The following is a 16,739-nucleotide window of genomic DNA, read 5'->3' on the forward strand; positions in this document are numbered from 1 at the left end:
CGGTGGCGATTACAGGGCGCTGCCGAAGGTGTTGCACTGCGCCGGGTCGCCGCTGTCGAAACCGCGTTTGAACCAGGTGTAGCGCTGTTTTGACGTGCCGTGGGTAAAGCTGTCCGGTACCACCCGACCCTGGCTCTGCTGCTGCAGACGGTCGTCGCCGATGGCCTCGGCGGCGTTCAGCGCCTCCTGCAGATCGCCGGTTTCCAGAATATCCTGCTGCTGCATATTATGGCCCCAGACGCCGGCGAAGCAGTCTGCCTGCAGCTCCATCTTAACCGACAGCCGGTTGGCTTCGGCCTCGGTGGCATGCTGCTGTTGCTGGCGGACTTTCGGCTCAATGCCCAGCAGTTTTTGTACGTGATGACCCACTTCATGGGCAATGACGTACCCCTGGGCAAAGTCGCCGTCGGCGCCCAGTTTATTTTTCATCTCATCGTAGAATGACAGGTCGATATAGACAGTGCTGTCGGCAGGACAGTAGAACGGCCCCATCACCGACTGGCCGGTACCGCAGCCGGTACGGGTCGCGCCGCGGTAGAGCACCAGCTTTGGCTGGGGGTACTGGCGGCCCATCTTTTCAAAGATCGGTCCCCAGGTATCTTCGGTGGTGGCCAGGATCACCGAAGTAAACTTCGCCGCTTCATCGTCTTTTGGACTGATGGAGCGCTGCGTGGAGGTCTGCTGCTGCGGCATCGGTTCGCCGGTCAGCATGCCGGTCAAATCCACGCCGTAATAGCCCGCCACCAGCACAATAATCAGCAGCACAATGCCGCCCTTCCCGCTCGGCAGCCGGAAGCCGCCGCCCCCGCCGCCAAACGGCGAGCCCGATTGACCGCGTCGATCTTCAACATTGTCGCTTTCGCGACGCCCTTGCCAGCGCATAAGCACCTCATTCCCTGTTATGTATCAATAGCAGAGATCGTAGGCGGTTCAGCGCAGGATTACCACAGGAAACAGCAAGAGACGCCAGAAGATGAGACCATCTTCTGGCGGCGGGCGAGTTAGTCGAGCTTAACGCCCAGGCGGTGAGCCACTTCTTCGTAGGCTTCGATCAGGCCGCCAAGGCTCTGGCGGAAGCGGTCTTTGTCCATTTTATCAAGGGTGTTTTTGTCCCACAGGCGGCTGCCGTCCGGCGAAAACTCATCGCCCAGCACCACTTCGCCTTTGAACAGACCAAACTCCAGCTTAAAGTCCACCAGAATCAGACCGGCCTCATCGAACAATTTTTTCAGCACGTCGTTAGCTTTGTAGGTCAGCTCGCGCATCCGCGCCAGATTCTCTTTGCTCACCCAGCCGAAGGTTTCGCAGTAGGAGTCGTTGACCATCGGATCGTGCATGGCATCGTTTTTCAGGAACAGATCGAACAGCGGCGGATTCAGCTCGATACCTTCTTCAATGCCTAAACGTTTTACCAGCGAGCCTGCCGCACGGTTACGCACCACGCACTCCACCGGCACCATATCCAGTTTTTTCACCAGGCATTCGGTATCGGAGAGCAGCGCTTCCATCTGGGTAGGGATGCCCGCTTCTGCCAGTTTGCTCATAATGAAGTGGTTGAACTTGTTATTCACCATGCCTTTACGATCGAACTGCTCGATGCGCGCGCCATCACCTGCTGACGTATCGTTACGGAATTCCAGTACCAGCAGGTCCGGATTATCGGTGCTGTATACTGTCTTCGCCTTACCACGATACAACTCAGCTTGCTTTTTCATCTTTCACTACTCCAGTGATATTGAGCCTAAAAATACGTTTCCACCTATACACAAAATCATTCAAAGTGCATCGAGGCGGCAACTGAGCGAATCCCCAGGGGCTTACAAAAGTAAGTGACTGGGTTGAACGAAGGCGGCCAACAAAGAGGCAATTTGAAGGATGATGTGTATACGCACACGTTTGCGTCACTATATATTAAAAGGGCCGGATTGCTCCAGCCCTTTTGATTACTTGTTAAATGCGGCCTGGAATACGGCTACCAGAGCGTCATTTTGCGACTGCGTCAGGGTGTGGCCTTTCGGGTCGATGAACTGCAGGCTACTGCGGTTATCGAGGTCGCCGACCTGAAGTTTGTAGTCACCGGAGACCAGCTGCGGGTCGCGTGCGCCCAGCTCCTGCCAGCTGCTGTCAGACAGCGGCTTGTAGGTCAGCGCCATGCTGCCCTGAGAGCGCGTGCTGTCGGTCACTTTCATCCCCACTTTCTCGAGGGCGCCCGGCAGACGCTGCCACACCATGTTAAACGGCGCGCGAACGACGAGCATTGGCAGGCCAGTATCGTCGGCAGCGCTCTGCACGTCGAAGGTGGCGCCCGCGCTGCGCTGAGCGGCGTTCTGGGCGCTGGTGGCGTTCATGTCCAGGCCTTCCGAAATGACGTTCAGCATGGCGGTGCTGTAGCGCTGCAGTGACGCCGGATCGGCAACCGGTTTACCCGCCTGCTCCAGATTCACCAGCTTGACCACAACCGCTTGCTGATAGCCCTGCGGTTTGACGGAGATTTGATAACGACCGCGATACTGCTGATCTTCATCAAGACGGTTCCACTCAACCCAGTCGGTGTTCAGCGTCTGGCTCGCATCATCGCGCTTGGCGATAACGTAGTTCTTCGACTGAAGAATGCTGGTAACCTGCGCCCACAGCGAACCGCTGCGGCCGTTTTCGACCATCAGCGTCGCGGTATCGCCGTTGAACTGGGTGCGGGCGCCGCTAACCAATGCCAGCGGCTGCGCCGGCGGGCGAATGTCCAGCGCCTTGCCGACCGCGCCGGTGCTGTTGGCCACCGGAATATTGTAATCACCCACCTGAATCGGCAGGATCATCCCCGCCGGCGCGTGAAGTTCGCTCAACGGTGACGCCTGTAAATAGGCCTCATCACCGCTCACCTGACGCTTATAGCGCGAGTCGGAACTACAGGCCGCGAGGAGTAGAACCAGCGAAACACCCGCAACCTTCGCCAGGCGCGACTTCTGTACTGAGTAAGCCATCAAATCTCCCTAAACTTTACAGCAAACCGGCATGCTTCAGCGCGGCGGTAACGGCTTCACGACCCTGGTCGGTGATAGGCGTCATCGGCAAGCGCAGCGTATCGGTCGCCACAAGACCCAACGCCTTGCATCCCCATTTCACCGGGATAGGATTGGGTTCGACAAATAATTTTGTATGCAATGGCATCAGACGCTGGTTAATCGCCCGGGCTTCGGCAAATTGACCCGCCAGCGCCAGACGGCACATGTCGGCCATTTCGCGCGCCGCCACGTTGGCGGTAACGGAAATCACGCCCACGCCGCCGAGCTGCATAAAGTCCATACCGGTCGCATCGTCACCGCTCAGCAGAATAAAGTCGTCTGAAACCAGCTCTTTGATCTGGTGAACACGACTTAAGTTCCCTGTTGCTTCCTTAATACCGACAATATTTTTAATTTGCGCCAGACGGCCAACGGTTTCCGGCAGCATATCGCAACCGGTACGGGACGGCACATTATACAGAATTTGCGGCAGGTCAGTATGTTCGGCGATAGCTTTAAAGTGCTGGAACAGGCCTTCCTGGGTCGGACGGTTATAATAAGGAGTGACCGTCAGGCAGCCGACTACGCCGCTGTCGTTAAAACGTTTGGTCAGGCTAATCGCCTCTGCGGTTGCATTGGCTCCCGTTCCCGCGATAACCGGGATACGCCCGTCAGCCAGTTCCAGCGTCATCATCACCACGTCGCCATGCTCTTCATGGCTCAGCGTTGCGGATTCACCGGTAGTCCCTACCGAAACGATCGCCGAGGTTCCGTTGGCGACATGGTAATCAATCAGTTTTTTCAGGCTTGTCCGGCAGACATTACCGTTTTCATCCATCGGCGTGACAAGCGCTACAATACTTCCCGTGAACATGGGCCATCCTCAGAGCAGAAGTGCGACAAGATTCTCAATGTTACGTTTGGAGCTGCAATAAAAGCAAGAGACCCGACGCCATCAGGGATGTTGTATGGCGGTTTTTTTTATGCTTTCCTAATGTTACCTCACCTTTTTAAAGGAAGAACAGGTTTGACAGCCTCATTACAACACTATCTGGTTATTACCGCCCTGGGGGCTGACCGTCCCGGCATCGTGAATACGATCACTCGCCACGTCAGCAGCTGCGGTTGTAATATCGAAGACAGCCGGCTGGCCATGCTCGGTGATGAGTTTACGTTTATCATGCTGCTTTCCGGTTCGTGGAATGCGATTAACCTGATCGAATCAACCCTGCCGCTGAAAGGCGCGGAGCTGGAGCTGTTGATCGTGATGAAACGCACCACCGCGCGCCCGCCGCAGGCCATGCCAAACACCGTCTGGGTCCAGGTTGAGGTGCCGGACTCACCGCATATCATCGAGCGCTTCACTGCCCTGTGCGATACATGGAATATGAATATCGCGGAACTGGTGTCCCGCACGCAGCCGGGAGACGGCGATTCCGCGCAGCTTTTTATCCAGATAACGGCTCACAGCCCTGCGACGCAAAATGCAGCAAATATCGAACAAGCGTTCAAAGCCCTATGTACAGAACTCAACGCACAAGGCAGTATTAACATCGTTAATTATTCACAGCATGATGAACAGGATGGAGTTTAACCCATGACCCCACTGAAAGCCGGTGATCTTGCACCGAAATTTAGCTTACCGGACCAGGACGGCGAGGAAGTAAATTTAACCGACTTCCAGGGACAGCGTGTCCTGGTTTATTTTTACCCGAAAGCCATGACCCCGGGCTGCACCGTCCAGGCGTGCGGCTTGCGCGATAATATGGACGACCTGAAAAAAGCCGGTGTGGAAGTGCTGGGCATCAGCACCGATAAACCGGAAAAGCTCTCCCGTTTCGCCGAAAAAGAGCTGCTGAACTTTACGCTGCTGTCTGATGAAAACCATCAGGTTTGCGAGCAGTTTGGCGTCTGGGGCGAAAAATCCTTTATGGGGAAAACCTACGACGGGATCCACCGTATCAGCTTCCTCGTCGATGCCGATGGCAAAATCGAACACGTCTTTGATGACTTCAAAACCAGCAATCACCACGACGTGGTGTTGAACTGGCTGAAAGAAAACGCCTGATGCAAAGCAAGACGCCGGGAGAGAGAACCTCGCCCGGCGTCTTTTTTTATCCTCAATGCCTTAGTCGTCGTCGACGACCAGGCCATCCGGCCAGGCATGCACCACCGCTTTAATTAACGTGGCCAGCGGAATGGCGAAGAAGACGCCCCAGAATCCCCACAAACCGCCAAAGATCACCACCGAGAGGATAATCACCAGCGGGTGCAGATTCACCGCTTCCGAGAACAGCACCGGGACCAGCAGGTTACCGTCCAGTCCCTGAATAATCAGATAGACCGCGAACAGACTCCAGAACTCGGTGCCTGCGCCAAACTGAAACAGCGCCACCCCTACCACCGGAATGGTCACCACAAACGCGCCGATATAGGGGATCAGCACCGAGAAGCCCACCAGCACCGCCAACAGCAGCGAGTAGTTGAGGCCGAAAAGGATAAAGCCTATCCAGGTGGCGACGCTGACGACAATCATCTCCAGCACCTTACCGCGAATGTAGTTGGTGATTTGCTGGTTCATCTCCTTCCATACCTGCCCGGCCAGACCGCGGTTTCGCGGCAGCACGCGGCGTACCGCGTTGAGCATCTGCTCTTTATCCTTCAGCAGGAAGAAGACCATCAGCGGCACCAGCACCAGATAGACCGCCAGCGTGAGCAGCCCCACCAGCGAGGCGAGAGAATACTTGACCACCGAGTCGCCCACCGTCAGCATCCGGGTGCGCATATTTTCCGCCATCGCGTCGATGATGCCGGCATCCATCAACGCCGGATAGCGCCGCGGCAGCGTGGCGGCGAAATCAGAGAGCTTGTTAAGCATGCCCGGCATATCGCGGATAAGGTAGATCCCCTGCTGCCAGGCCACCGGCAGCACCACAAAGGCCAGCAAGAGCAGAATACCCACAAAGAGGATTAGCACCAGCGAGGTCGCCCAGGTGCGCGACAGGCCGATGCGCTCCAGGCGAACGGTCGGCCACTCCAGCAGATAGGCCAGCACGATAGCCACCAGTAACGGGGCCAGCAGGCCGCTGAAAAAGAACATGATGCCGAAACCGGCAAGCAAAATAACCAGCAGCGCTATCGCCTCAGGGTCGCTGAATCGACGGCGGTACCACTGCATTAACATCTCGAGCATAAAACCTTCCCTGAAGCGCAACGCGGCGACAAACGGGGGAATTGTATCGAAATGTCACAAAAAAGACTTCGCTTTTTGATGCGCAGCAGACAAACCCGTCTCCGCCGTGAAGAACCTATTTTCAATGCGTCTAACGCCAGCTAAACTCGCTGGGATGCGGCCAGGGAACATTACGTCGCACAATCGGTCAAACTGGCACACCCACATTACAGGACAGAGGTTATGTTCAGGCAGTTGAAGAAAACGCTGGTGGCGACCGTGATCGCGTCGCTGACGCTGGGTTCGTTAGGCCCTGCTTTTGCTGACTCCGCAGATACCCTGCCGGACATGGGGACCTCCGCAGGAAGCACGTTATCGATTGGTCAGGAAATGCAGATGGGGGATTACTACGTCCGCCAGCTGCGCGGCAGCGCGCCGCTGATCAACGACCCTCTGCTGGTGCAATATATCAACGGGCTGGGCATGCGTCTGGTCTCGCATGCGAATTCGGTGCGCACCCCGTTCCACTTCTATTTGATTAATAACGACCAAATTAACGCCTTCGCCTTCTTCGGCGGCAATGTGGTCCTCCACTCCGCCCTGTTCCGCTACTCCGATAACGAGAGCGAACTGGCCTCTGTCATGGCGCACGAAATTTCCCACGTTACGCAGCGGCATCTCGCCCGCGCAATGGAAGATCAGAAACGCAATGCGCCGCTGACCTGGGTCGGCGCGCTGGGTTCAATTCTGCTGGCGATGGCCAGCCCGCAGGCCGGGATGGCGGCGCTGACCGGGACGCTGGCCGGCACCCAACAGGGCATGATCAGCTTCACCCGTCAGAACGAAGAAGAGGCCGACCGGATCGGTATTCAGGTTCTGCAACGCTCAGGATTCGACCCGCAGGCCATGCCGATGTTTATGGGTAAACTGCTTGATGAGTCGCGCTACTCAACGCGGCCGCCGGAAATGCTGCTCACCCACCCCCTGCCGGAAAGCCGGCTTGCCGATGCCCGTAACCGCGCCAACCAGATGCGCCCGGTTGTCGTACAGTCCTCAGCGGACTTCTATCTGGCGAAGGCGCGTACCCTCGGAATGTACACCAACGGCGACAATAAGCTAGGCACCGATCTGCTCAACGCCTGGGATAAAGGCAATATCCGCCAGCAACATGCCGCGCAGTATGGCCGCGCCCTGCTGGCGATGGAAAGCAACAACTTTGACCAGGCGCGCAAAACGCTGCAACCGCTGCTCAGCGCCGATCCGCAAAATCCCTGGTACCTCGATCTGGCCACCGATATCGACCTCGGGCAGAAGAAAACCGGCGACGCCATCAACCGCCTTAAAAACGCTCGTGAGCTGCGCACCAATCCGGTGCTGCAGTTGAACCTGGCCAACGCCCTCCTGCAGGGCGGACAGCCCGGGGAAGCGGCGACCATCCTGAATCGTTATACCTTTACCTATAAAGAGGATGGCAACGGCTGGGACCTGCTGGCGCAGGCGGAAGGCGCCCTGGGCAATCGCGATCAGGAGCTGGCGGCGCGGGCAGAAAGCATGGCGCTGGTCGGCCAGCTGGAACAGGCGATTTCCCTGCTCAGCAGCGCCAGCTCGCAAGTGAAACTCGGTAGTCTGCAGCAGGCCCGCTACGATGCCCGCATCGACCAGCTACGTGAGCTACAGGCCCGCTTCCGCCCCTACCAAAAAATGTAAGGAGACCCCATGACCGACGCGGTAAAAATTTACCATAACCCACGCTGCTCGAAGAGCCGCGAAACGCTGAGCCTGTTGAAGAGCCACGGCATCGATCCTGAGGTGGTGCTTTATCTTGAGACGCCACCGGATGCCGGGACGCTGCGTCAACTGCTGCAGCTGCTGGGTATGGAGAGCCCCCGCGAGCTCATGCGCCAGAAAGAGGATCTGTATAAATCGCTCAATCTTGCCAACCCGGCGCTCAGCGACGCCGCGCTGATACAGGCGATGGTCGACAACCCTAAGCTCATCGAACGCCCAATTGTCGTCAGCCACGGCCAGGCGCGTATTGGCCGACCACCGGAGCAGGTCCTTGAGATCGTGAGCTAAGCCACCCGCGCCGCGCTACGCGGCGCTTTTTTTACGTAGCTGATTCCAGATCTTCCACGCCAATCCCTCCCGCCCGTCTTGCAGTGCTACTGTTCATCTAACGCTCAATCCACTGGACGGATGAACATGAAAAAACCAACCTCAACGCCTCACGATGCCGTATTTAAGACCTATCTCTCCCACCCTGATACCGCCCGCGATTTTCTGCGGCTGTACCTGCCCGAGACGCTGCTTAAAGTGTGCGATCTGCGTACGCTGCATCTCGAGTCCGGGCATTTTGTCGAAGACGATCTGCGTCCCTTTTACGCCGACATTCTGTATTCCCTGAAAACCACGGCGGGAGACGGCTATATTTATGCGCTTATCGAACACCAGAGCACGCCCGACCGGCATATGGCCTTTCGTCTGATGCGCTACGCCATCGCCGCCATGCAGCGCCACCTTGATGCCGGCCACGATCGGCTGCCGCTGGTGATCCCTGTTCTCTTCTACCACGGTCTGGTAAGCCCCTACCCGTTCTCACTGCGCTGGCTCGATGAATTCGTCGCTCCGGAACTGGCCGGCCACCTTTATCACGGGGCGTTTCCGCTGGCGGACATTACCGTCATTCCGGATGACGACATTGCCACCCACCAGCGCATGGCGACGCTGGAGTTACTGCAAAAACATATTCGACAACGCGATCTGGCGCAGCTCCTCGACAAACTGAGCGAATTATTATTGACTGGTCTGGCGACGGAATCGCAGGTACAAGCCCTGATGCACTATCTGGTGCAGGCAGGCAACGCGCGAGAGCCGATCAAGTTCATTCGCGAGCTGGCGTTACGTACGCCGCAGCACAAGGAGACGTTGATGACAATTGCGGAATATCTGGAACAGCAGGGTCTGGAGCGGGGCCTGGCGCAGGGCCGTCAGGAAGGCCGGAAAGAAGAGGCGCAGCGTATCGCCGCCGCTATGCTACACAGTGGCCTGGCGCGCGACCTGGTCGCCCGGTTGACCGGGCTGACGGAGGAGGAACTGACTCCGCAGGCGGACTAGAGTTTAAGGATCTCTTTCACGAAGGGGATCGTCAGCTTGCGCTGAGCGGTAATCGAGGCATGATCCAGCTGATCGAGGGTCATAAATAGCGAGCGCATCTCGCGATCCAGCCGCTTCAGCAGGAAGCGGCACACGTCCTCCGGCATCTCGAAGCCGCGCAGTCTGGCGCGCAGCTGCAGGGCCTGCAGTTTGTCTTCATCCGACAGCGGCTGCAGCTTATAGATCTGCCCCCAGTCAAGCCGCGAGGCAAGATCCGGCAGACCAAGATTCAGTTGCCGCGGCGGCCGGTCGCCGGTGATCAGCAGCCGGGTTTTACCTGATTCCAGGATCCGGTTGTAGAGATTAAAGATGGCCATTTCCCAGGGCTCATCCCCGGCGACGCACTCGATGTTATCGATGCAGACCAGGGCCAGCTGTTCCATCCCCTCCAGCACCTCCGGCACAAACCAGGTGCGTTTATCCAGCGGCACGTAGCCCACGGCATCCCCGCGCTGGGAAAGCTCGGCGCAGGCGGCGTGTAACAGGTGGCTGCGACCCGCCCCTTCACGTGACCAGATATAAATATACCCGCTGTGTTCCTGGCGCAGTACGTTCTGGAGGGCAGCAAGTAGGGAAGGATTATCACCCGGCCAGAAACTCGCGAAGGTTTCGTCGTCAGGAAGATACAGTGGCAAAGAGAGCTGTGCCGGTGCGTTCAGATGGACCTCAACATAGGCTTACAGAAAAACGCGAAGAGTTTATCACAGATTTAGGTCAGGAGAGAACCGGGCGGGATCGCCGCCCGGTCAGGCGATCGTTATTTAACCTCTTCGCTATCCACGGCGTCGAGAACCACCTCTTCCGGACGCAGGACGCTGATAAGCTTGAAAATCAGGCTGAGCGCGATACCGACGATGGTGGCCAGCGCCATCCCTTTCAGCTCAGCGGCGCCGATGTGCACTTTGGCACCGCTGACGCCGATGATCAGGATCACGGAGGTGAGGATCAGATTCTGCGCTTTGCTGTAATCCACCTTCGATTCAATCAGTACGCGGATCCCCGAGGCGCCGATCACCCCGTACAGCAGCAGCGACACGCCGCCCATCACCGGCACCGGGATGATCTGGATCGCCGCCGCCAGTTTGCCGACGCAGGAGAGCAGAATCGCAATGATCGCCGCGCCGCCGATAACCCAGGTGCTGTAGACGCGGGTAATCGCCATCACGCCGATATTTTCCCCGTAGGTGGTGTTAGGCGTCGAGCCGAAAAAGCCGGAAATGATCGTCGACAGGCCATTGGCAAACATCGAACGATGCAGGCCCGGGTCGCGGATCAGATCGCGTTTGACGATATTGGCCGTCACCACCAGGTGACCGACGTGCTCGGCAATCACCACCAGCGCAGCGGGCAGAATGGTGAAGATGGCGAACCATTCAAAACGCGGCGTGTAGAAGGTTGGCAGCGCGAACCAGTGTGCTTCGGCGATCGGGGTGGTATCAACCACGCCCATCACAAACGACAGCGCATAGCCCACCAGAACGCCAATCAGGATCGGGATAATCGCCAGGAAGCCGCGGAACAGGACCGAACCAAACACCGTCACCGCCAGGGTTACCATCGAGATAATAATGGTTTTGCTGTCCGGTGACTGGCCGTCGGCTGGCAGCAGCCCGGCCATATTGGCCGCCACGCCTGCCAGCTCCAGACCGATAACCGCCACGATGGCCCCCATCGCCGCCGGGGGGAACATCACATCCAGCCAGCCGGTACCGGCTTTTTTGACAATAAAGGAGACGAGGCAGAACAGCACGCCGCACATAATGAAACCGCCCAGCGCCACTTCATAGCCCAGCGGCAGCAGGAGCAGCACCGGAGAGATAAAGGCGAAACTCGATCCCAGATACGCCGGGATTTTGCCTTTACAGATAAAGAGGTACAGCAGCGTACCAATACCGTTGAACAGCAGCACGGTGGCCGGGTTGATGTGGAACAGGATTGGCACCAGCACCGTTGCGCCGAACATGGCAAACAGGTGCTGCAAACTAAGCGGGATAGTCTGTAAAAGCGGCGGTCTTTCACTCACCCCGATAGCACGGCGCGTCATAGTGTTTTCCTCTGAGATGGTTAGTTATGTGTGTTTTATTCAAAAAAAAGCCGACTCTCAAAGTCGGCTTATTTATCGTTATTCGATTATTTCGTACCAAAGATCTTGTCGCCGGCATCGCCGAGACCGGGAATGATGTACCCGTGCTCGTTCAGTCCCTTATCGACAGAGGCGGTATACAGCTCAACGTCCGGGTGCGCTTTCTCCAGCGCGGCAATCCCTTCCGGCGCCGCCACCAGCACCAGCACCTTGATGCTGGTGCAGCCGGCGTTTTTCAGCAGATCGATAGTGGCGATCATCGACCCACCGGTGGCCAGCATCGGGTCAACCACCAGCGCCATACGCTCATCGATGTTGGACACCAGCTTCTGGAAGTAAGGTACCGGCTCGAGGGTTTCTTCATTGCGATAAATACCCACCACGCTGATACGCGCGCTTGGCACGTGCTCAAGCACCCCTTCCATCATGCCGAGGCCTGCGCGCAGGATAGGCACGACGGTAATTTTCTTGCCCTTGATCTGCTCAACTTCCACCGGGCCGTTCCAGCCTTCGATGGTCACTTTCTCGGTTGCCAGATCGGCGGTGGCTTCATAAGTCAGTAAGCTGCCCACTTCTGAGGCGAGTTCACGGAAGCGTTTGGTGCTGATGTCGTGCTCGCGCATCAGGCCCAGCTTGTGTTTGACGAGTGGGTGTTTGACTTCCACAATCTTCATTCTCTTTCTCCTCTGAGGGGCAGCCACAAAAAAAATCGCGGGATTATACCGCTTTTTTCGGATTAGGCCATACCCATCTTGCTTGACGTATATCAAGCAAAGTGATTTAGAGACAAAAAAACCGGAGACGAGGCTCCGGTTTTAGCGCGGGGTTCTGCCGGGCGGCGCTAACGCTTACCCGGACTGGAAACCACGCAGGCCCGATAAGCGCAGCGCCATCGGGAAATTATAGCTGCTCCCCGTTGCTGGCAATCACCTTCTTATACCAGTCGAACGACTTCTTCTTACTGCGGTCCAGCGTGCCGTTGCCTTCATTATCTTTATCCACGTAGATAAAGCCGTAGCGTTTTTTCATCTCCCCCGTTCCGGCGGAAACCAGATCGATACAGCCCCACGGGGTATAGCCCATCAGGTCAACACCATCTTCGACCACCGCCTTTTTCATCTCCGCGATATGGGCGGAGAGATAATCGATACGGTACTGGTCATCCACGCTGCCGTCCGCTTCACGAACATCGATCGCGCCAAAACCGTTTTCGACAATAAACAGCGGTAGCTGATAGTGATCCCAGAACCAGTTCAGCGAATAGCGCAGGCCGACCGGATCTATCTGCCAGCCCCAGTCCGACTTTTTCACGTACGGGTTGGAGACCAGGCTGGTGGTTTCATCATAATCGAGCAATGGGTTGTCTTCGGTGGCTTTGGTGGCGAAGGACATATAGTAGCTAAAGCCGATGTAGTCGACACAGCCTTCGGTTAACGCCTGACGATCGGCTTCGGTCATGTCCAGGCTAAAGCCGCGGCGGGCAAAATAGTTGAGCAGATGCTGCGGATAGCGGCCGCGCACGTGGACGTCGGTGAACCAGTACCGGCGGTGCATGGCGTTCATCGCCATCATCATATCGTCCGGCGCGCAGGTCAGCGGATAGATGGGACACATGGCGATCATGCAGCCTATCTGCAGAGCAGGGTTGATCTCGCGCGCCGCTTTCACCGCCAGGGCGCTGGCCACCAGCTCATAATGTGCGGCCTGGTACATCACCGGTTCCCGATCTTCACCCGGCACATACTTCAGACCGGAGTTGGTGAAGGGGGCAAAGTCCTCATGGTAGTTGGCCTGGTTGTTGATCTCGTTGAAGGTCATCCAGTACTTCACTTTATGCTGGTAGCGGGTGAAGACGACCCTGGCGAAGCGCACGAAAAAGTCGATCAGCTTGCGGTTACGCCAGCCGCCGTACTCGGTGACCAGGTGATAGGGCATTTCAAAATGCGACAGCGTAATGACCGGTTCAATACCGTGTTTCAGACATTCGTCGAACAGATCGTCATAAAACTGCAGGCCAGCCTCGTTCGGCTCCTGTTCATCGCCCTGCGGGAAAATACGCGTCCAGGCAATCGAGGTGCGGAAACATTTAAAGCCCATTTCGGCAAACAGCGCCAGGTCCTGCGGGTAGCGATGATAAAAATCGATCGCCTCATGGTTCGGGTAGTTTTTCCCCGCTACCACGCCATCGGTGATTTCCCGCGGCACCCCGTGGGCGCCGGCGGTCATGACATCCGCCACGCTGACCCCCTTGCCCCCCTCCTGCCAGCCGCCCTCTAACTGATGCGCCGCCACCGCGCCGCCCCACAGAAAACCTTCTTTAAATCCGGACATAATCTCTCCCTAAGGTCGATCGTCGCCAGGCGAACGATAGTGCTGATTGAAATGGTAAACCGCGCCAATCAGGCCGGCATCATTGCCGTGACTGACGGTATCGAGATAGTCGGCAATGCCGAACCAGGCCAGATGCTGGCGCAGCAGCGTCAGAAATCCTGGGCGTTCCACAATGCCGCCGCCGATAAAAATAGTCTGCGGATCGAAGATATTGACGAGGTTATAAAGGCCATGGCCCAGGCCATTGAAGAACTCGGCGACCAAACGCTGGCAAACCGGGTCGCCGGCGTCGTAGCGGTCAAAAATCATTTCGCCAGTGACGCTATCCAGCGGCGCGCCAATATGTTCCGCATAGCGATGGCGCAGCACCCGCAGGGTGCAGTTTTCATTCATCGAGTAGCGACGGGGATCGCGTCCGCCGGGACGATCGGTAAGCATATAGCCGAACTCACCGGCGCGAAAACGCGCCCCGTGGATCAACTGATGTTGGCAAAAAATCGCTCCACCGATGCCAGTGCCGATAGTGAGCACCAGAAAATTGGCCATTTCCGCCGCTTTGCCCTGCCAGCGCTCGGCCAGCAGCACACAGTTGGCGTCGTTTTCCACCGAGACCGGCAGCCCGGTTCGCGTCTCGAGCCACGATTTCATGGCGAAGTTGTCAAATCGACGGATAGCGCCGCCCATGGTGATAAATCCGCTGTGCGGATCGACATAGCCCGGCGCGCTGATGGCTATACCTTCGCACGACGGGTGGGCCGCCAGCCACGACAGGATGGTCTGTAAGATATGATCGCCATCGCTGTCATTGATTGACTGCTTCGCGGTTTCCAGCAGCCTGCCGTCGCGGGTCATGACGCCCATCTTTAGCGCGGTGCCGCCGATATCAAATGCCGCAATCTTCATTCATCCCTCCCCTGTCGAGCATAATGCACCGGTGATCCACACGGCGGCCAGTCACAGAAACCGGTTTCAGTCGTATGATGAGGATTCCCTGGCACGGAGGCAAGCACAAGGCTGTACCCGGTTTCATTTTCGTGAGCAGTATCAAATTTGACCATCCGCCAACGGTTTTACGCCGACTGTAAAGCAGGCTCGCAAACGTTTGCTTTCCCTGTTAGAATTGCGCCGATTTTTCTTGCTTACCGCAAACGCGTGGAGACTTCGCAGTGACCGACAAAACCTCTCTCAGCTATAAAGATGCCGGCGTGGATATTGATGCAGGCAACGCTCTCGTCGACCGTATTAAGGGCGTGGTGAAGAAAACCCGTCGCCCGGAAGTGATGGGTGGACTGGGCGGATTCGGCGCGCTGTGCGCACTGCCGCAGAAATACCGCGAGCCGGTACTGGTCTCCGGCACCGACGGCGTCGGTACCAAGCTGCGTCTGGCAATGGATCTGAAGCGTCACGACACCATCGGCATCGACCTGGTCGCCATGTGCGTGAACGACCTGGTGGTTCAGGGCGCTGAGCCGCTGTTTTTCCTTGATTATTACGCCACCGGTAAACTGGACGTCGATACCGCAGCCAGCGTCATCAACGGCATCGCCGAAGGCTGCCTGCAGTCCGGTTGCGCGCTGGTGGGCGGTGAGACCGCAGAGATGCCGGGGATGTACCACGGCGAAGATTACGACGTGGCGGGTTTTTGCGTCGGGGTGGTGGAAAAATCAGAAATCATCGACGGCAGCAAAGTCGCTGACGGCGACGTGCTGGTGGCGCTGGCCTCCAGCGGCCCGCACTCTAACGGCTATTCGCTGGTGCGTAAGATTATTGAAGTTAGCGGCGTTGACCCGCAGACCACCGACCTTGACGGCAAACCGCTGGCCGACCATCTGCTGGCGCCGACCCGCATCTATGTGAAATCGGTTCTCGACCTGATTGCCAGCGTTGACGTCCACGCCATCGCCCATCTGACCGGCGGCGGCTTCTGGGAAAATATTCCGCGCGTGCTGCCGGACAACACCCAGGCGGTGATTGATGAGTCTTCCTGGCAGTGGCCATCCGTCTTCAACTGGCTGCAAACCGCCGGTAACGTCAGCCAGCATGAGATGTACCGTACCTTTAACTGCGGCGTGGGGATGGTTATCGCCCTGCCGGCTGCAGAAGCAGACAAGGCCATTGCCCTGCTGAACGAGAAAGGTGAAAACGCGTGGAAAATCGGGTATATCAAAGCCTCCGATTCCGAACAGCGTGTGGTCATTGCATGAAAAACATTGTGGTGCTGATTTCCGGTAGCGGCAGTAATTTGCAGGCGATCATCGACGCCTGCGGCCGGAAACAGATCAACGGCACCCTGCGTGCGGTATTCAGTAACAAGGCCGATGCGTTCGGCCTTGAGCGCGCGCGCGCGGCCGGGATCCCGGCCCACGCGCTGGCGCAAAGTCAGTTTGCCGACCGGGAAGCGTTCGATCGTCAGCTGATGCATGAAATTGACGCCTACGCCCCGGATCTGGTGGTGCTGGCGGGCTATATGCGTATCCTTAGCCCCGCCTTCGTCAGCCACTATCAGGGACGTCTGCTGAACATCCACCCTTCGTTACTGCCGAAGTATCCTGGCCTGCATACCCATCGCCAGGTGCTGGAAAACGGTGACGAGGAGCATGGGACCTCGGTGCACTTCGTCACCGACGAGCTGGACGGCGGTCCGGTTATCCTGCAGGCCAAAGTGCCGGTCTTTGCTGGCGACAGCGAGGAAGAGGTCACGGCGCGGGTTCAGACCCAGGAACATTCCATTTATCCGCTGGTGATAAGCTGGTTCGTCGAGGGACGTCTGCGCATGGAGGGCAACCACGCCTGGCTGGATGAACGACAGCTTCCCCCCCAGGGCTATGCCGCTGAAGAATGAACAACAGCCCCGCCTTTCGCCATCGCGGGGCTTTTTTTAATTAAAATTGTTTATTAATCAAGTATCTCACAGAAATAATTCTTCTTACTGTCATATAGTTGTGACACAGTAAATCGCTATGCAGAAAAATTCGTCATAATAGTCTACGTCCTGTGAGTA

The 16,739-nt window shown here is 57.3% G+C and carries 18 protein-coding genes; 7 read left to right on the top strand and 11 right to left on the bottom strand.

The genetic code is table 11. The features are described 5' to 3' along the window. Positions 1 to 9: 9 nt before the first annotated feature. The 4 genes from ABLV04_RS11045 to dapA all read right to left on the bottom strand — a co-directional run bounded on the left by ABLV04_RS11045 (position 10) and on the right by dapA (position 3,873). Positions 10 to 882, bottom strand: a complete 873-nt coding sequence (locus ABLV04_RS11045) for a neutral zinc metallopeptidase (protein ID WP_023290614.1) — start codon at positions 880 to 882, stop codon at positions 10 to 12. Between the two features lie 119 nt (positions 883 to 1,001). After that, positions 1,002 to 1,715 (bottom strand): phosphoribosylaminoimidazolesuccinocarboxamide synthase, encoded by a 714-nt coding sequence (purC, locus tag ABLV04_RS11050; protein ID WP_023159053.1) that lies wholly within the window; start codon positions 1,713 to 1,715, stop codon positions 1,002 to 1,004. Positions 1,716 to 1,943: 228 nt separating this feature from the next. Beyond that, positions 1,944 to 2,978: an outer membrane protein assembly factor BamC gene (gene bamC, locus ABLV04_RS11055; RefSeq protein WP_023290615.1), complete on the bottom strand. Its 1,035-nt coding sequence runs from the start codon at positions 2,976 to 2,978 to the stop codon at positions 1,944 to 1,946. Between the two features lie 16 nt (positions 2,979 to 2,994). After that, positions 2,995 to 3,873: a 4-hydroxy-tetrahydrodipicolinate synthase gene (gene dapA, locus ABLV04_RS11060; protein WP_023290616.1), complete on the bottom strand. Its 879-nt coding sequence runs from the start codon at positions 3,871 to 3,873 to the stop codon at positions 2,995 to 2,997. A gap of 153 nt (positions 3,874 to 4,026) precedes the next feature. On the opposite strand from dapA, the gene ABLV04_RS11065 reads away from it, so the two are divergent. Both ABLV04_RS11065 and bcp read left to right on the top strand, forming a co-directional pair. Beyond that, positions 4,027 to 4,593 (top strand): glycine cleavage system transcriptional repressor, encoded by a 567-nt coding sequence (locus tag ABLV04_RS11065; RefSeq protein ID WP_002913804.1) that lies wholly within the window; start codon positions 4,027 to 4,029, stop codon positions 4,591 to 4,593. 3 nt (positions 4,594 to 4,596) lie between these two features. Next, positions 4,597 to 5,067, top strand: coding sequence for a thioredoxin-dependent thiol peroxidase (gene bcp, locus ABLV04_RS11070; RefSeq protein WP_004201935.1), 471 nt, complete (start codon positions 4,597 to 4,599; stop codon positions 5,065 to 5,067). 60 nt (positions 5,068 to 5,127) lie between these two features. On the opposite strand, the gene ABLV04_RS11075 is transcribed toward bcp, so the two are convergent. Together ABLV04_RS11075 and ABLV04_RS11080 are read right to left on the bottom strand one after the other, a co-directional pair. Continuing rightward, entirely contained in the window at positions 5,128 to 6,192 is a 1,065-nt protein-coding gene (locus ABLV04_RS11075) for an AI-2E family transporter (protein WP_004201933.1), read from the bottom strand. 54 nt (positions 6,193 to 6,246) lie between these two features. Beyond that, a complete protein-coding gene (locus ABLV04_RS11080) occupies positions 6,247 to 6,363 on the bottom strand; it encodes a hypothetical protein (protein WP_032429201.1) in 117 nt (38 codons plus the stop codon). Positions 6,364 to 6,414: 51 nt separating this feature from the next. Here ABLV04_RS11080 and bepA point away from each other — a divergent pair, with 51 nt between their 5' ends. The 3 genes from bepA to ABLV04_RS11095 all read left to right on the top strand — a co-directional run bounded on the left by bepA (position 6,415) and on the right by ABLV04_RS11095 (position 9,285). Next, positions 6,415 to 7,878, top strand: a complete 1,464-nt coding sequence (bepA, locus tag ABLV04_RS11085) for a beta-barrel assembly-enhancing protease (RefSeq protein ID WP_004201932.1) — start codon at positions 6,415 to 6,417, stop codon at positions 7,876 to 7,878. A 9-nt stretch (positions 7,879 to 7,887) separates the two neighbouring features. Next, entirely contained in the window at positions 7,888 to 8,247 is a 360-nt protein-coding gene (gene arsC, locus ABLV04_RS11090) for an arsenate reductase (glutaredoxin) (RefSeq protein WP_180265868.1), read from the top strand. A 126-nt stretch (positions 8,248 to 8,373) separates the two neighbouring features. Further along, positions 8,374 to 9,285, top strand: a complete 912-nt coding sequence (locus tag ABLV04_RS11095; RefSeq protein WP_057216576.1) for an Rpn family recombination-promoting nuclease/putative transposase — start codon at positions 8,374 to 8,376, stop codon at positions 9,283 to 9,285. Here the strand turns inward: ABLV04_RS11095 and ABLV04_RS11100 are convergent. The 5 genes from ABLV04_RS11100 to bglK form a co-directional block, all read right to left on the bottom strand. Then, entirely contained in the window at positions 9,282 to 9,983 is a 702-nt protein-coding gene (locus ABLV04_RS11100; RefSeq protein WP_020947395.1) for a DnaA inactivator Hda, read from the bottom strand. The two genes, ABLV04_RS11095 and ABLV04_RS11100, sit on opposite strands and share 4 nt — an antisense overlap. 98 nt (positions 9,984 to 10,081) lie before the next feature. Continuing rightward, positions 10,082 to 11,368, bottom strand: coding sequence for a uracil permease (uraA, locus tag ABLV04_RS11105; RefSeq protein ID WP_023290621.1), 1,287 nt, complete (start codon positions 11,366 to 11,368; stop codon positions 10,082 to 10,084). A gap of 86 nt (positions 11,369 to 11,454) precedes the next feature. Continuing rightward, positions 11,455 to 12,081 (bottom strand): uracil phosphoribosyltransferase, encoded by a 627-nt coding sequence (gene upp / locus ABLV04_RS11110; RefSeq protein ID WP_004201927.1) that lies wholly within the window; start codon positions 12,079 to 12,081, stop codon positions 11,455 to 11,457. Positions 12,082 to 12,307: 226 nt separating this feature from the next. Beyond that, positions 12,308 to 13,738 (bottom strand): 6-phospho-beta-glucosidase, encoded by a 1,431-nt coding sequence (locus tag ABLV04_RS11115; RefSeq protein WP_023290622.1) that lies wholly within the window; start codon positions 13,736 to 13,738, stop codon positions 12,308 to 12,310. 9 nt (positions 13,739 to 13,747) lie between these two features. After that, positions 13,748 to 14,641 carry a beta-glucoside kinase BglK gene (gene bglK, locus ABLV04_RS11120; protein WP_023290623.1) on the bottom strand — a complete coding sequence of 298 codons (894 nt, stop codon included), beginning with the start codon at positions 14,639 to 14,641 and terminating at the stop codon, positions 13,748 to 13,750. 263 nt (positions 14,642 to 14,904) lie between these two features. On the opposite strand from bglK, the gene purM reads away from it, so the two are divergent. Both purM and purN read left to right on the top strand, forming a co-directional pair. After that, positions 14,905 to 15,942 carry a phosphoribosylformylglycinamidine cyclo-ligase gene (gene purM, locus ABLV04_RS11125; RefSeq protein ID WP_004201922.1) on the top strand — a complete coding sequence of 346 codons (1,038 nt, stop codon included), beginning with the start codon at positions 14,905 to 14,907 and terminating at the stop codon, positions 15,940 to 15,942. Further along, a complete protein-coding gene (gene purN / locus ABLV04_RS11130) occupies positions 15,939 to 16,580 on the top strand; it encodes a phosphoribosylglycinamide formyltransferase (protein WP_180265869.1) in 642 nt (213 codons plus the stop codon). Before purM ends, purN begins: the two co-directional genes overlap by 4 nt. Positions 16,581 to 16,739: the final 159 nt, after the last annotated feature.

This window comes from Klebsiella sp. JN_Kp127 (assembly GCF_040062505.1).
Lineage (GTDB): Bacteria > Pseudomonadota > Gammaproteobacteria > Enterobacterales > Enterobacteriaceae > Klebsiella > Klebsiella quasipneumoniae.

Coding starts and splice junctions, on each gene's coding strand:
- ABLV04_RS11045 (WP_023290614.1), bottom strand. CDS start 882: ATGCGCTGGCAAGGGCGTCGCGAAAGCGACAATGTTGAAGATCGACGC.
- purC (WP_023159053.1), bottom strand. CDS start 1,715: ATGAAAAAGCAAGCTGAGTTGTATCGTGGTAAGGCGAAGACAGTATAC.
- bamC (WP_023290615.1), bottom strand. CDS start 2,978: ATGGCTTACTCAGTACAGAAGTCGCGCCTGGCGAAGGTTGCGGGTGTT.
- dapA (WP_023290616.1), bottom strand. CDS start 3,873: ATGTTCACGGGAAGTATTGTAGCGCTTGTCACGCCGATGGATGAAAAC.
- bcp (WP_004201935.1), top strand. CDS start 4,597: ATGACCCCACTGAAAGCCGGTGATCTTGCACCGAAATTTAGCTTACCG.
- ABLV04_RS11075 (WP_004201933.1), bottom strand. CDS start 6,192: ATGCTCGAGATGTTAATGCAGTGGTACCGCCGTCGATTCAGCGACCCT.
- ABLV04_RS11080 (WP_032429201.1), bottom strand. CDS start 6,363: ATGTTCCCTGGCCGCATCCCAGCGAGTTTAGCTGGCGTTAGACGCATT.
- bepA (WP_004201932.1), top strand. CDS start 6,415: ATGTTCAGGCAGTTGAAGAAAACGCTGGTGGCGACCGTGATCGCGTCG.
- arsC (WP_180265868.1), top strand. CDS start 7,888: ATGACCGACGCGGTAAAAATTTACCATAACCCACGCTGCTCGAAGAGC.
- ABLV04_RS11095 (WP_057216576.1), top strand. CDS start 8,374: ATGAAAAAACCAACCTCAACGCCTCACGATGCCGTATTTAAGACCTAT.
- uraA (WP_023290621.1), bottom strand. CDS start 11,368: ATGACGCGCCGTGCTATCGGGGTGAGTGAAAGACCGCCGCTTTTACAG.
- upp (WP_004201927.1), bottom strand. CDS start 12,081: ATGAAGATTGTGGAAGTCAAACACCCACTCGTCAAACACAAGCTGGGC.
- ABLV04_RS11115 (WP_023290622.1), bottom strand. CDS start 13,738: ATGTCCGGATTTAAAGAAGGTTTTCTGTGGGGCGGCGCGGTGGCGGCG.
- bglK (WP_023290623.1), bottom strand. CDS start 14,641: ATGAAGATTGCGGCATTTGATATCGGCGGCACCGCGCTAAAGATGGGC.
- purN (WP_180265869.1), top strand. CDS start 15,939: ATGAAAAACATTGTGGTGCTGATTTCCGGTAGCGGCAGTAATTTGCAG.